The 13,856-nt window shown below is 40.2% G+C and carries 12 protein-coding genes; 2 read left to right on the top strand and 10 right to left on the bottom strand.

All coding sequences use genetic code 11. The annotated features are described in order from the left end of the window. Positions 1-9: 9 nt before the first annotated feature. On the bottom strand, positions 10-1,239 hold the full coding sequence (locus NYE35_RS15275) for an MFS transporter (protein ID WP_339211983.1): 1,230 nt from the start codon (positions 1,237-1,239) through the stop codon (positions 10-12). A 133-nt stretch (positions 1,240-1,372) separates the two neighbouring features. On the opposite strand from NYE35_RS15275, the gene NYE35_RS15270 reads away from it, so the two are divergent. Beyond that, positions 1,373-2,269 carry a LysR family transcriptional regulator gene (locus NYE35_RS15270; protein ID WP_076141662.1) on the top strand — a complete coding sequence of 299 codons (897 nt, stop codon included), beginning with the start codon at positions 1,373-1,375 and terminating at the stop codon, positions 2,267-2,269. A gap of 26 nt (positions 2,270-2,295) precedes the next feature. On the opposite strand, the gene NYE35_RS15265 is transcribed toward NYE35_RS15270, so the two are convergent. Beyond that, complete coding sequence (locus NYE35_RS15265) at positions 2,296-4,059, bottom strand: ABC transporter ATP-binding protein (protein ID WP_341121523.1); 1,764 nt, start codon at positions 4,057-4,059, stop codon at positions 2,296-2,298. Further along, a complete protein-coding gene (locus NYE35_RS15260; protein WP_076105628.1) occupies positions 4,052-5,593 on the bottom strand; it encodes an ABC transporter ATP-binding protein in 1,542 nt (513 codons plus the stop codon). Before NYE35_RS15260 ends, NYE35_RS15265 begins: the two co-directional genes overlap by 8 nt. A gap of 330 nt (positions 5,594-5,923) precedes the next feature. Here NYE35_RS15260 and NYE35_RS15255 point away from each other — a divergent pair, with 330 nt between their 5' ends. Then, the gene (locus NYE35_RS15255) at positions 5,924-6,724 is read left to right on the top strand and encodes a polysaccharide deacetylase family protein (RefSeq protein ID WP_076105627.1); all 801 of its coding nucleotides are present in this window, start codon (positions 5,924-5,926) and stop codon (positions 6,722-6,724) included. A 74-nt stretch (positions 6,725-6,798) separates the two neighbouring features. Here NYE35_RS15255 and NYE35_RS15250 read toward each other — a convergent pair whose 3' ends face one another. From NYE35_RS15250 to NYE35_RS15220, 7 genes are all read right to left on the bottom strand, one after another. Beyond that, on the bottom strand, positions 6,799-7,941 hold the full coding sequence (locus NYE35_RS15250) for a copper amine oxidase N-terminal domain-containing protein (RefSeq protein ID WP_038570823.1): 1,143 nt from the start codon (positions 7,939-7,941) through the stop codon (positions 6,799-6,801). Between the two features lie 68 nt (positions 7,942-8,009). After that, a complete protein-coding gene (locus tag NYE35_RS15245; protein ID WP_038570821.1) occupies positions 8,010-9,170 on the bottom strand; it encodes an alanyl-tRNA editing protein in 1,161 nt (386 codons plus the stop codon). Positions 9,171-9,299: 129 nt separating this feature from the next. Beyond that, a complete protein-coding gene (locus NYE35_RS15240) occupies positions 9,300-9,527 on the bottom strand; it encodes a hypothetical protein (protein ID WP_036678084.1) in 228 nt (75 codons plus the stop codon). A gap of 89 nt (positions 9,528-9,616) precedes the next feature. Then, a complete protein-coding gene (locus tag NYE35_RS15235) occupies positions 9,617-11,242 on the bottom strand; it encodes a DUF4179 domain-containing protein (RefSeq protein WP_341121522.1) in 1,626 nt (541 codons plus the stop codon). Next, the gene (locus NYE35_RS15230) at positions 11,220-11,810 is read right to left on the bottom strand and encodes an RNA polymerase sigma factor (RefSeq protein ID WP_076105626.1); all 591 of its coding nucleotides are present in this window, start codon (positions 11,808-11,810) and stop codon (positions 11,220-11,222) included. Before NYE35_RS15230 ends, NYE35_RS15235 begins: the two co-directional genes overlap by 23 nt. 111 nt (positions 11,811-11,921) lie before the next feature. Next, positions 11,922-12,437 (bottom strand): GNAT family N-acetyltransferase, encoded by a 516-nt coding sequence (locus NYE35_RS15225; protein ID WP_341121519.1) that lies wholly within the window; start codon positions 12,435-12,437, stop codon positions 11,922-11,924. 31 nt (positions 12,438-12,468) lie between these two features. Next, on the bottom strand, positions 12,469-13,758 hold the full coding sequence (locus NYE35_RS15220) for an amidase (protein WP_341121517.1): 1,290 nt from the start codon (positions 13,756-13,758) through the stop codon (positions 12,469-12,471). Positions 13,759-13,856: the final 98 nt, after the last annotated feature.

Raw genomic sequence — 13,856 nt, 5'->3', positions numbered from 1 at the left:
ACCATCTATTTATACAACGTCTATATTTGATTTTTGTATGTGCAGCTTAGCTTTGGCCTGAGGTACATGATGGAGCAAATAGTACGCAGCAAGAGAAAGAAGTGTTACTCCCCCTGCAACCTCATACATCATTCGGTAATCCGTATAAGAAGCAATTAAACCCATGAAATAGGAGCCCGCTCCATAACCCAAATCAAATAACAAGAAAAAGGTCCCATTCGCACTACCTCTACGATCTTTAGCCGCTAATTTAAGCGCAAGAGTCTGGAAACATGGCATAAGTGCACCATATCCAATTCCCATAATGACACCAGACATCATTAACATCAAACCAGACCGAGCTTGACTTAAACTAAGCAATCCAACGGCGAAGATAAGAATTCCGGGATAGATGAGAATATGCTCATTATATTTATCGAATACTTTACCTATAACCGGACGAAACAATACAATCATAATTGCAAAAGCCACAAAAAAATAACCAGTAAGCTGTGATTGATGAATTTCTTTCGTAAAAGAAGCTATAAATCCAGACAATGAGCTATAGGAAAAAGCAAGTGTAAATCCGACAAGTGAAATCGGCAAGGCTTTTGGCTCGATTACGTCTCTCCAGCGGAGCCCTTTTCGCGTCTTCGCAGGTTCCTTAATAGCTTCAATAACGTTAGCCTTATCTTCTTTTGGCATCCGAACACCTAACGTGAATAACAGCGAAAGAGCAGCAATCACACATACACCTAACAGTAATACATTAATATTCTCATCTTTCCAGAGAAAAAGCCCCAATGCGGGTCCAATGACCATAGCAATGCTCATAAACATGCTAAAATAACCGATGCCTTCTCCTTGACGTGAATAAGGAATTAGCGTCGAGGCTATTGTACTTGTAGCTGTAGAGGCAACAGCATAACTCATTCCGTGTAGGAAACGAATCACCAGGAATAATACAATTCCATTAGATCCGAAGTAACCAATACAGGCGATTAGAAAAATGGTTAGGCCAATAACCGCCATTTTCTTTTTACCGAATTTATCGACCCATTGTCCCGAAAAAGGACGGATCAATACTCCCCCTATTACATAGATAGTAATCGCTAACCCCATTTGCTGCTGATTCCCGTGCAAACTTTCCTTTACGTATAACGGGAATGCAGTTGCCAGAATGTAAAAGGTCAGGAACATAAAAAAACTACTTAAGCAAACAACAATAAAATTCCGGGTCCATATTTTCTCTCTAATCACAACAGACTCTCTCCATCCTACCTATAACTTTTTATATGTTACAATAGTATAGGACTGAAAATTAATTAAGTAAAATACATATTATATGATCGATAGATCACATTAGAGTTATAAGTAAAGTGAGGTTTTTGTTATGGAATTCCTTCAGCTTCAATATTTTCAGGCAGTTGCACGCCATGAACACATGACTAAGGCCGCAAAAGAATTAAATGTATCTCAGCCCTCCCTTAGTAATTCCATACAGCGTTTAGAGAAAAACTTAGGTGTTCCCTTATTCGAGCGACAAGGCAGAAATATAAAATTGAACGAATTCGGCAAAACCTATCTGCAACGCGTCGAGCAAGCTTTTATGGAACTTGAAGAAGGACAGCGTGAGCTCACAGATATGGCTGGACTTGAACATGGAGTAATTTCCATTGCGGCCACACTCCCGTATGTATTGCCCACTTTACTAAAAGAATTTCTTACCCTTCATCCGCATGTACGGATCATCCAACGCCAGCTTGGCTCTGCGTTAGAAATGAGAAATGATTTAGAGAGTGCAGCGATTGATTTTTGCATATCATCTACACCTGTTACCGGACCAGATATCGAGTGGCTTACCTTAGCAGAAGAAGAATTATGTTTGACTGTGCCCAAGAATCATCGCTTTGCTGATCGAAAGAGTATTTCTTTGATAGAAGCAGCAGGTGAGAATTTCATTTCTTTATCTTCTAGATATAATTTCCGTGAAATTTCAGATGAATTTTGCCGACAAGCTGGATTTGAACCTCAAATTACGTTCGAGCTTGAAGAAGTAAGCGCCATTCAAACCCTAGTAGAAATGGGACTAGGAATCACCTTCACCCTCCCTCTCTCCTTAGGCAGAAGAAGTCAAAATACCGAAATTGTTCAATTAAAAATAACAGATCCGCTATGTCAACGCTCTTTTGGCATCGCATGGAGCAGAAAGCACTTTTTATCGCAAGCAGCTATACATTTCCGGAAATTTGCTGTGGATTTTTTTAGTAAACCTCATGGATATAATTAAGGTAAAAACTACAATGCTAAGCATTTTTAGTTATACCAAGATGATTGTAAAGCGTACATATCTGCATAAATCCCTTTATTATTTATTAAGTCTTGATGCTGCCCCACTTCAGCTATACTTCCATTATCAATAACATAGATCGTATCAACATTTTTCGCCCAGCCCAGTCTATGTGAAATGAAGATCGCAGCTTTATCTTGGCAGATATCTAATAATTGTGTATAGATCTGCATCTCAGCATTCGGATCAATCGCAGAAGTAGGTTCGTCAAACACTATAAGATCCGCATCATTATATAACGCACGCGCTATCGCCAGCTTTTGCCACTGTCCGCCTGATAGCTGCCTGCTTCCTTCAAGCATTTGACCTAACCTTACATCTAGTCCCCCTAATTCGTAAAACAAATCCATCAGCTCACATTTTTCCAGAATACTTAGTATTTTCACATCGTCCGGCGAAGATTTGGCATCCCCCAACAGGATGTTTTCTCTTAGTGTCATTTCGAATTTAATAGAATGCTGGTACACGACGGATACTTTACCTTGAGGTTCTGGACTGTCTTTCCAGTAAATAGATCCAGAACTAGCAGTGTACTGCCCTAATAACAATTTGATCAAGGTAGACTTTCCTGCTCCATTTTCTCCAACGATGGCTATTTTCTCACCGGGCTTTATGACCATATTGATGTTAGATAAAACATACTTACTGGATTTGGCGTATTTAAAATAGACATTTGAAACGGTAATAGGAAGCATAGCTTCAGAGCTGTTATTGATATTATTTTTTCGAAAATCTCTATTTTTATAGGTAAGCACTTCATTTAAGTCATATAATTTACTGCTGCTGATGTAAAGCTTGCTTAGCGGCCAGGTCAAACTCATGATTTTACCACCACAAGTTAACAAAGCCAGAAATAATACTGAGATTGTCCCCACAGTAACTGTATTTGACTCCCCCATTTTACTTAACAGATAGACCAATACGATAAAAATAGCACTCGTCTGAACCATAGCCACAATCATCCCTGTTTTGATTTCGAATTTCCTCGCACTATACCTTTTATCATGCTGCTTCTTCATAAGCTTTGCCCAGAGATCCGTAAAATAGGAGATAGAGTTATAGATTCGCATTTCCCTAATCGCATTAGGATCTTCCAAAGTTACAGCTAGATAATCCCCCATTCTTCCGTCAAAAGTAAGCTCTCGCCCTGTTCTTCTAACTTTAATCTCAGTAAACATTCGAAAAGATAAAGTAGATACGATCATTAAACCCACCACCAGTGTGACTAAAAAATATCCACTTGTAGCCGATAACCAGATGATACTTATAAGTCCTGAGATATTTCCTACACTGGACACCAAAAAACCAGTAATTCCCTCTAAATCTTCTCCAACTATTGTTTTAGCTCTTTGCAGCTTGTTCCCAAACTCTTCATCATCAAAATCCTCAAAGTCAACTTGGTTTGCAATATCTATCAGCTCGGATTGGAAAGCGAGAGTTAGTTCCGCATTCATTCGACTTTTCATTATGTTGGTTATACTCAATGAACAGGCTTGTACTCCATGAATTAAAACAAACCGTAGAATCGGAATAAAGGTTATCGCACCAGCAGCTACTGCATTAATGATATGAACTTGAACAGAATACGAGTAAAAAGTTAATAATCCACTGATTATAGGAACTATGATCGTTATTGTTGAGATTACTGGACTTATTCCAATCATCCGTGCCAGTATCGTTAAAATATTCTTAAGGTCTCTTCTCAGCAGAATCTCTCCTTTCTCAGCCATATAAAGAGGACTGGCGGTTAAACATTCCCCTGTACTTACCATCCAAAATCATTAATTCTTCATGTGTTCCACTTTCAACGATTTGTCCATGCTCAAACAGAAAAATTCTATCAACAAATTTGGACATATATAGCCGATGTGTCACAATAATGGAGGTCTGCTGCTCTCCTAATTTCATAAAGGTTTCAAACGCCTGCTGTTCCGCGTAAGGATCGAGGGCTGCAGTAGGTTCATCAAAAATCGTAAGCGAGCCGTTGTTGAGATAAGCACGTGCAATCGCAAGTCTTTGCCATTGTCCACCAGACAGATCGATCCCCCCAAACTGTGGACCTACTAAAGTGTCCAACGCAACACCATAGGAATCAGCTTCTGCTTTTCTCATCGCAGCTAATAATCTTGAATCGTCATACATGGCAGCAATATTCCCCATGGCTATGTTTTCTCGAATTGGTCTATGTAATTTAGTGAAATCCTGAAATACAACTCTCACACCCTTTGTGACGTTATGAGCCAGAACTTCCTGCTCTCCATTAAACCACTGGATGTTTCCCGCTGTTGGATGATATAACCCTGCTATCAGCTTGATGAGCGTGGATTTTCCTGAACCATTCTCACCTACAAAAGCAACTCGTTCACCAGGTTTGAGGATCATGTTTATATTTTTAAGCGTGTCCTCTGCATTGGTTGCATAACGATAATTCAACTGCTGAATTGTGATCTGCATCGCATCGGTATTCCTTATGGAATCTTCCGGATCTCTTTGAACTTGCTCTTCAAGTTCCAAATACGCACTATACTCATTGAAGCGCAAGCGACTTTTGGTCAGATCAGAATACATCCTTGTTAGTGCAGGAATGACAATAAATAATTGACTAGATATCTGAAGTAATAATACGAAAAGTCCGGCGCTCTGCCCGCTACCTCCAAGCGTAATTGCTAAAATAGCAATCGTAAGCCCGTTTAATAAAGTCATTATTATACTTTGGGAGAAGCTTAAGGTCTCAGATAAAATAACTTTTCGGTGCATTTGTTTGAAATTTCCATTGAAGATTTCTTTCATTGTGGTAACCAAGTAGGAGGACATTCCGTACATTCTTACTTCCGGGAGGGTATTTCTACTAACCAGCAAATCAACGATATAATTAATCATTCGTACAGAGGAGGTTTGATTCGCTGAAATGGCCTCTACTTTCCGAGACATCCATCTCATGAGGTAAAGCTGCAGAATTTGTACAACTAAAATGAACACTGCCAGGATATAAAAGCCATAACAGGATAGAACTACGATTAGTGCGATTAATGTTATAAAGTGGATTGTCACTCCGGTCCATTGATCTAATAAATCGATCAGGGAAAGCCGTTTTGCTTTTTCTCTAATCGTTTTTGTTGCGGGGTCTTCCAATAAAGCCGTCGATAATTTAGAGGTCTTAGCCAAAATACTATGTTCCAGTTCATAAATACTGGTTGCCGTTAAATTGGTTACAGAAATGGCTCGAAGAGAACCATTGATGCCAGCCAGATATAAAATTAACATCAGTGAACTTACCAATAGTAAGATATGTAGGTAGGCGTTAGTCGTGAAGTTCTGAATGAGGTCAACCACATATTTCGTTATGAACAGCTCTGCAAATAGAATTGGTGGGCTCAGCAGGTTAGTGATAAAATATAAAAGTGAGTTTCTTTTGTCTTTTACATAGAGCAGTTTTACAACGTAGAGAAAGTCAGGCAGATAGCATCTCTCCTTAAGTGTATATTTTTCACTGAAAACTCTTTCCTTTTTAAACGTGGAATCTGATTATAACGTTAATTGTTTATAATTGGAAGAAGTAATTTCGAGATTACCAAATTATAGGAGTGTGAATTCATGAAACTTCAATTCAACTTATTCCCAGGCGGATTATCTAAGGCGCTCACTATGAGCTATGATGACGGCCAGAAACACGATATCCGCTTGGCTGGTATTTTTGATCAATATGGAATCAAAGGGACCTTCCATTTAAATAGTGCAATGATCAATGCACCTGGGTTCTTATCGCCCGCTGATGTTAAGCATTCGCTCAGGAATCATGAAGTGTCCGCCCATTCCGTTACTCACCCACATCTAGAGCGTCTTCCTTTACCGATGGTAATTGAAGAGCTGTTCGAAGACCGTAAACGATTGGAAAAGCTGGTGGATTATCCAGTGCGAGGCATGTCCTACCCCTACGGTACATACTCTCAGGAGATAATTGCACCACTTCAGTCCGTAGGAATTGAATACAGCCGCACTGTTCACTCTACTAAACAATTTGATATGCCTCTTAATTTCATGGAATGGCATCCAACCTGCCACCATATTGAAGATCTGCATCAGGTTTGGGAGCGATTCACAATGGAAGGACCCTCCCAGAAACTAAGACTCTGTTATGTTTGGGGCCATAGCTATGAGTTCGCACAGCAGAACAATTGGGAGCTAATCGAAACCTTTTGCCAACAAGCAGGTGGACATACAGATATTTGGTACGCTACTAATATTGAGATTTATGATTATGTCACTGCCCTGTATTCACTGAAATTAAGTGCCGACAAAACGATTATCCGCAACAATTCTGCCATAGATGTTTGGGTATCTATAAATGATCAACCCGTTCAGATTAAGGGTGGAAGTATGATGACGACGAAATAATCATAAATACATAAAAAAGAGCGATGTTCAACATCGCTCTTTTTTTGTACTAATTATATTGATGTGATTCCGAATTATTTCGCTTGAAGTGTATATGTCACTGTTTTTGCTTTTTCCTCAAGGATTGGCGTGTAGGTGAAGGTCAGTACATTCCCCTTACGGCTTTTCATCCCTAACATTCTGCTCAGAATGTATTGATCTCTGCCATCATTTACTTTATCCCATTCTTTACGATCCTCACTAGTAATCAGTTGTTCACTGAGATTGACGATTTCTCCTGTACTGCTGTAGACAATATATAATTGTGTTGTATCTAATAAGCGAACGAGTGCCACATCCTCCGCGGCGTACTCCACTATGAAATCACCGGTTGCCCCGGTTAATTTCTCCATCTCAAACAACTTGCCCAAACCGCCATCCTTAGTAATATACTGAACGTTCTTCCCATCGGTCATATACACCTGAGTGGAGGGCACTTGAGGCGCATGAGGATAAGCAGAGATCATATAATGATAATCCATTTGCTGAATTATTGTACCTGCTTGAACTAGTACCTGATAGCTGTTGCTGAAATCATTAAACATAGCATAGTGATTGTCTGTTAACTGGAGCAAGTACTTGCCATTTCCAAATTTCTTGATCTCAAATCCATGATTGTAAGCGGATCCCTTGAGCGGTAGTTGGCCAATAATTACTGGTTTCCCAGCTGCTGTAGCCCGGTAATATAAATCACCGTTTTTTTGAGATATCCAATAGGATCTTCCTTCTACAGAAGCGGCAACAAATCTAGGTTCATCAACGATGTGGATAATTCCATCCGTTTTATTTAGCCCCGCTTTACCCCCAAGTACACTGACCGCAGAGACCAATGGCACGTACAACGAACCTTTTATGATACGTGGAGATTTTGTTAATCCCATCGCTCCCCCGTTCACTTTTGACGTTGTAGCACCCGCAGTGAAGATGACTTCACGCTCTGGACGTACCAGCTTGGCCGTTTTTAATTTTTGATCCCACGATAACGTATAACCCATAGCATCTGCAAGTGATTTCAAAGGTACAAAAGTTGTATTCTCCGCGATGACTTGTTTACTGCTGATTCCAATTTCTTTATAGTTGAATTGAATTTGCTTGTCTGCTTGCGCAGATGCCGATCCATACCCAGTACTTAAAATCAAAACAGCAAAGATCCCTAGCGTTACTTTCCATTTATTCATTTCTATCCGTCTCCTTCGACATTATAATCATATGTAATTAGACGGAAGATAATGGAAAAAGTTTCATTTCACCCTCTAGCAAACTCATAAAAAGCCAAAGCATCCTCCCGAGTTGGGAATCCTGCTTGCGCCAGTTTATCGCTGCCCCCGCCTTTACCGTTGTAGCTGCCTAGATGAGCTTTGAAAAAAGCTCCACAGGAAATCTCCAGGCTCCCATTCTGCGCAAACACAACCTTATTCTCCGCAGAAGTAGCTAATAATACAGGAAGATCACATTTCGAAGTCAGCTTATTAGCTAAGCTCTGTAGATCTTTTAGCGATTTATCCTCAAATACTTGTGCGATTATCTTTCCCGCTTGCTCATTTAAAAGCTCTTGCACGACATAGTCGTCATTTTTTTCTTTAAGCAGGTTAATTTCAGCTTGCAGAAGCTTTTGTTCATTTTCCCATTTTTCAATTCGATCGATAATTTCATCTTTGCCTGTATTGAATTTGGAAGATAGTGTACCAAGGATTTGCTGACTGGTATTAAATTCCTCTAAAGCCCGGTATCCACATTTAAAATAAATCCGCGTATTCCCTTTTATTTTTTCAGCTTTCAGAAGCTTAATCATTCCAATTTCACCTGTTGAGGACACATGTGTCCCCCCACAAGCGTTGTATTCAACATCTTTGATCTCAACAATCCTGATGTTCTCTGTCACTTTTGGCTGTTTAACCAATTTAAGCTGTGAAGCCTCTTCCCCTGTTACGAAATAGCTGAGAATATTGTGATTTAAGTAAATCTGCCGATTAACTTCTCTCTCTATCGAGGACAGTTGACCAGCATTCAGTTCTGGCACTTCTATATCAATGGTGCAATAATCCTCACCTAAATGAAAGCTTAAGGTCATAAAGTTATGTTTTTCTAGACAAACCGCTGAGAGCAAATGCTGGCCACTATGCTGCTGCATATGGTCAAATCTTCTATTCCAATCGAGCTGGCAAGCTACCGATTCATCATTAGGTAAACGTTCCAGCTTATGTAGTACAAGCTCTTCCTCACTGATTACATCAAGCACAGGAATTCCCTGAATAGATCCTAGATCACAGGGTTGTCCACCACCATGCGGATAAAAAGCCGTCTCCTCCAAAAGAACATAAAGACCATCTTCTCGTTCTATGGTTTCAGTCACACGGGTTTGCCAATCAGTCAGGTATGTTGAATTGTAGTATAATTTGTTGGTCATAAATGGTTTCCTCTCTTTTTTACGTTATCGACATATTAAGTTTATAGTATCATAACGGATAGTGTGAATCTTATTATTTCAAAAAAACCAGCTCCACGCAAAAGCTGCGTAGAACTGGTATTAGGGTAATTAACAAGAACAAGTAGCATCTTTTAAATTTCTAATGGCAATTGCATTTAGTCGAAGCGCTTCTACTATTGAGTCTCTTACTGCTAACAATTCAAATCTTTCACGACTGCCAATAGGCAACCTGCAAAGAATGGCTTCAATTCTTTTAAGACTTTCTTTCAGAATCACTCTTTGCTTACGCAATGCGTTCAAAGCTCTTTGAATTTTTCTCTTCTCTGCAGCAGTCATAAACTACCACCTCTTTTCGATTGTGATAGTATATGAGATGCTTATTCCCCCTTATTTGCTTGTACAATCCGGAAACCAAATAACTATATTTACTCTTTTTTGCTAGCTTCCATGATAGGAACGGACCAGTCTACATTAGTATACATTCGATTGTTTATCGTGCGTATTAATTGAAGCTGCTCGGGAATTTGTGTAAGGCCTTCGGCACGGAATTGGAAATATTTCTTTTGATTATTTGACTGAGATTGAACAATTATAATATAACCATCCTTCCATCCTTCCCCTTTGATAGAATGCGCTCCTTGTTTAGTGAGTTTGTATTCCTTGCCATCCATTGTCTTGAACATCCATTCATCATTCATAAATTCATTTTTCAATCTTCCGCTAAAATGTAATACACCTTCCTTCGCTGATACATTGTTATCGGGAGACGATTCCACTATAAAATCATTTAACATCAGCTCATCCCCGTCAAAAGCAAAGGGAATCGGATGTTCTTTCAACTTGGCTGGCTCAAATTGCACACTAGAACCATCCTTCTCTGGGATAAAATATCCATCCAATACGAAAGTATAAGGCGTATCCTGTGGTAAATATTTAAACGTATAGCTCCAGTGCATAAGTCCCTTTGTTGCCCCGGGAATGTTAGAGTAGGACATAACGCTATTCTTATTAGGAAACTTTCTAGCATTAACACTGTGAATCTCTTCTCCTGCTGTATCCTCAAAATGGAATTTCAAGCCCTGTTGCTTCCATAGTTCGCCTGGAGAACGGGTCAATGCCTCTTCGCTCAGTTGCGTATCAAACTCAAAACGAACACCTTGCACCATATGAGTTAATTTTTTCAAGGTCACAGTTAAACCGTCCGGGGAGGTGTAGCTACCCGTTAGTGGCATGGAGGTCGTTTGTTTATTCGCTTCCGTCATATCCATCGAAAAATTGAAATTCCAATCGCCTTTAAGAGTAGGGATGTTCTTGCGTTCACTTCCCAATTCAGTAATATGACCTTCGACCGTAATTCGATCAGTTTGCAGAGGTTCAGTGAAATTAGCGATCAAATAGTAAAAGTCACTAGTAAATCCTATATCGTATAACTCCCCAACAACCTTCCCTTGATCATCCTTAATCGCGATACTGTTCCCATCATTAAGGGCCAAGCGTTTTTTATCATGCTTTCCATCCGGTCCAAACAACTGTAACGCAACAATTACCCGTGTAGGATCTGCCACCGCTTCATCTATTTTGATAGTGTAGCCCTTATCCTTCACCTTAATATTAGGATGTTCTACTAACCCAAATTCTTGTGCTCGTAGAAGGCCAATGTCCATGTTGTTTTTTACAAAAAGAGAACGTAAAGTCTCTGCCAGTGTAGGAACGGAATATAAGATCACGGCACTTAGCACAACCAGTAACAACGCCGCACCCATAAATAATCTCAGCAACTTATTGCGCTTCGGATGCTTGCGATTCCTTTGTGTTGGAGTAAATTCCTCTAGCTCTACTTGTTCCAAAGAAGCCATTACTTGAGCAGTAAATGAATCTGGTAAGCGCTCTTCATACATAGCCTGCGACCATTCTGCTTGTTCTTCAAGGTCTGCTTCGTAGATCATATTACAATGCGTACAAGTTGCCATATGTTCAGCTACGGCTTGATCTCGTAAGATAGATTTGCTTAAAATATATTCTTCGATCTCATAGGAATTTAAGCACCTCATCGGTCTTCACCTCCTGGAGTGTAATTAGCTGCTTCAAACGCTGTTTAGCCCGGTATAAATCATTTTGAATCTTGCTTAATGGAACATCTAGAACCATACACATTTCTTCGTAGCTTAAATCATTGGTATAACGAAGCAGTAAAGCCGTACGATAATTAGACGGGAGCTTCTGCATCAGGTGAAGCAGCTCTGTGCGATGCTCCGATCGCATTAATTCTTCTTCTGGATTATCTGAAAGAGAATGTTCGGCATTGTTGTCCGGCAAGCTCGCCGTTGGTCGGTCTTTTTTCCACAAATCCTTCAGTAAATTAGTAGCGATAGCATATAGCCACGCCGCAAAATTCTTATCCAAATCATGTGAGGCCAGCTTGCGGTAAGCTTTAATAAAAGTCTCCTGCGTTATGTCTTGTGCATCTTGATGATTGGCTCCCATTCCTCGCATAAGCCCATAAATTTTATTCTTATATCGATTTACAAGATACGAATAGTCTTCTTTATGTCCATCGAGAATATTTTGGATCCATAGCCTCTCATCCTCTTTTTCAACTTTCGGTACATGTCCCTTCACCCTGAAGCCTCCTTGAAGCACGATACTGTATAGACGATCCCTATTTAAAAAACTCTCACTTTATACAAAAAAAAGTAGATCTTCAAATAAAACGAAGACCTACTGTGTAATCTACCGATTACGTTTTAGAACAAAATACAACAATTGATCACGAAGTTCAGCGTCCTGCTCAAACCCTAATCGCTCTAGCAGCATTAAGGATCTAACATTCTCTGGCTCAACTGTAGCGTCAATACTAGTAAACCCCAATTTCAAGAATCCCAAATCAATAATCTCTTTCATCACTTCGTACATGTAGCCTTTGCCCCAGAACGCTCTGGATAAATCATAGCCTACCTCTGCTGTAAATTCATTGCCTACTCTTCTTAAATAATGATATCCGCAGGTGCCGATAAACTCATTATTCGCTTTTTCGAACATTCCCCATCTACAACCCGAATCGTCCAAATGATACTGAATGATCTCTTCAGCTTCTTTTAGATCTTTGCAGGGCTCAATGTCCATATATCTAGTTACTTCTTCATCAGAAAAATGTCTAAAGACTACATTTGCATCCTCTAGATTTAAAATCCGCAATTCAATTCTTTCTGTATGCAACGCAGGAAACACAATACTTTGATCGTTCAACTTAACACCTTCCATTTCTAAAGCCATAGAATCACTGAAGCGCTAAAGAAACCACTTTACTCCAATAAATTAACTCTTCATCCCTACCATATGCCCCGATACATTGAAACCCTAATGGCATGTTATTTATAGTGGCAGCTGGAATACTCACCGCAGGCGCTCCAGCATATGACCAAATGGCTGTCATTCCGGTCCATCCGGTTCGTGTTCCCCACAGCGGAGCTGTTCCTGCCTGAGCCGGCGAAACCCACAGATCAATCCCCTGTGAATTCTGCACATCTAATAGATCATTTCTGAGCTTGAGTTGTCCGCTACGATATCCTTCCAGTTCTTCCTCAGTAATGGTTCGTCCAGATAAAATAGCCTGCCGTACGGTATCATCATAAAGCTCTTTATAAACATCAAATAGTGGATCATGGACTTGCGCCATTTCTCCATGTACAAACCGCACCATGGCATCTCCGTAGATAAAGCTATCTTCCCACGGCATCGCAACTGTTTTTATGCTGAACCCTGCTTCCTCAAGCTTCTTAAGCTGCTTCTGAAAGGTTATCTTGGTGTCATCCTCCAATAATGTCATGTATACACCTTCGGGTATCCCCAGTACAGGTTTACGAGCTTCTTTAAAAGGTCTCCATTCCGTTACAAGCTCAGCGGCGAGAAAGTCCATACCCTCCATATCCTGAGTGAAAAATCCAAACGTATCAAAAGATGGCGACATCAATTGGACACCATCTATAGGGATACGCGCATAACTAGGTTTAAAGCCGACCACTCCGCAAAATGAAGCAGGTGCCATAACAGAACGCAAGGTTTGTGTACCTATCGCAAATGGACAGATGCCCGCGGCAACCGCAGCAGCAGAGCCTGCACTAGAACCGCCAGGCGTATGTTCCAGCTGATGAGGATTGCGGGTTGTGATAGGTCCGGCATAAGCAAATTCCTCCGTCACTGTTTTGCCGGTAAACCAAACCCCTTTTTGCCGAAGCTTTTGAATAAAACTACCTTCAGACTTCGTCAAAGCTTGTGGGGGGAGGTTCGACCCTGCACGGGTAGGCAACCCATCTAAGTGAATTAAATCTTTGATTCCAGCAGGTATTCCATATAGCGATGGTTTAGGAATTTCTGAATACTTCTCTCTTACCCTAGCCACTTCATTTTTTATTCTATCTGCTCGGTTCTCCTCTGGCACAAAAGCACGCACGTGTGGTTCTACCTTATCGTAAAGATCTAAATATTGTGTAAGATATCTATCCATGGTTACATCTGAGGTCTTATTGCCCTGAGCAAACTGAGCTAACGAAGATTTATTAATGTACATGTCTGATTGGAACCCTCCTTAATATTCACTTAAACCACTTAAACCAGGAAGCCATTTGAAGACGATTGTATTAATTTGGAACAGCTTCATGTTACTAG

Source organism: Paenibacillus sp. FSL L8-0494 (assembly GCF_038003695.1).
Lineage (GTDB): Bacteria > Bacillota > Bacilli > Paenibacillales > Paenibacillaceae > Paenibacillus_AQ > Paenibacillus_AQ odorifer.
This window is presented reverse-complemented; position numbering and strand designations above follow the sequence as displayed.

Bases quoted from the DNA above. Each gene is read 5' to 3' on its own strand.
- NYE35_RS15270 (WP_076141662.1), top strand. From the start codon at position 1,373: ATGGAATTCCTTCAGCTTCAATATTTTCAGGCAGTTGCACGCCATGAA.
- NYE35_RS15265 (WP_341121523.1), bottom strand. From the start codon at position 4,059: ATGGCTGAGAAAGGAGAGATTCTGCTGAGAAGAGACCTTAAGAATATT.
- NYE35_RS15260 (WP_076105628.1), bottom strand. From the start codon at position 5,593: ATGTTAATTTTATATCTGGCTGGCATCAATGGTTCTCTTCGAGCCATT.
- NYE35_RS15255 (WP_076105627.1), top strand. From the start codon at position 5,924: ATGAAACTTCAATTCAACTTATTCCCAGGCGGATTATCTAAGGCGCTC.
- NYE35_RS15250 (WP_038570823.1), bottom strand. From the start codon at position 7,941: ATGAATAAATGGAAAGTAACGCTAGGGATCTTTGCTGTTTTGATTTTA.
- NYE35_RS15245 (WP_038570821.1), bottom strand. From the start codon at position 9,170: ATGACCAACAAATTATACTACAATTCAACATACCTGACTGATTGGCAA.
- NYE35_RS15240 (WP_036678084.1), bottom strand. From the start codon at position 9,527: ATGACTGCTGCAGAGAAGAGAAAAATTCAAAGAGCTTTGAACGCATTG.
- NYE35_RS15235 (WP_341121522.1), bottom strand. From the start codon at position 11,242: ATGAGGTGCTTAAATTCCTATGAGATCGAAGAATATATTTTAAGCAAA.
- NYE35_RS15220 (WP_341121517.1), bottom strand. From the start codon at position 13,758: ATGTACATTAATAAATCTTCGTTAGCTCAGTTTGCTCAGGGCAATAAG.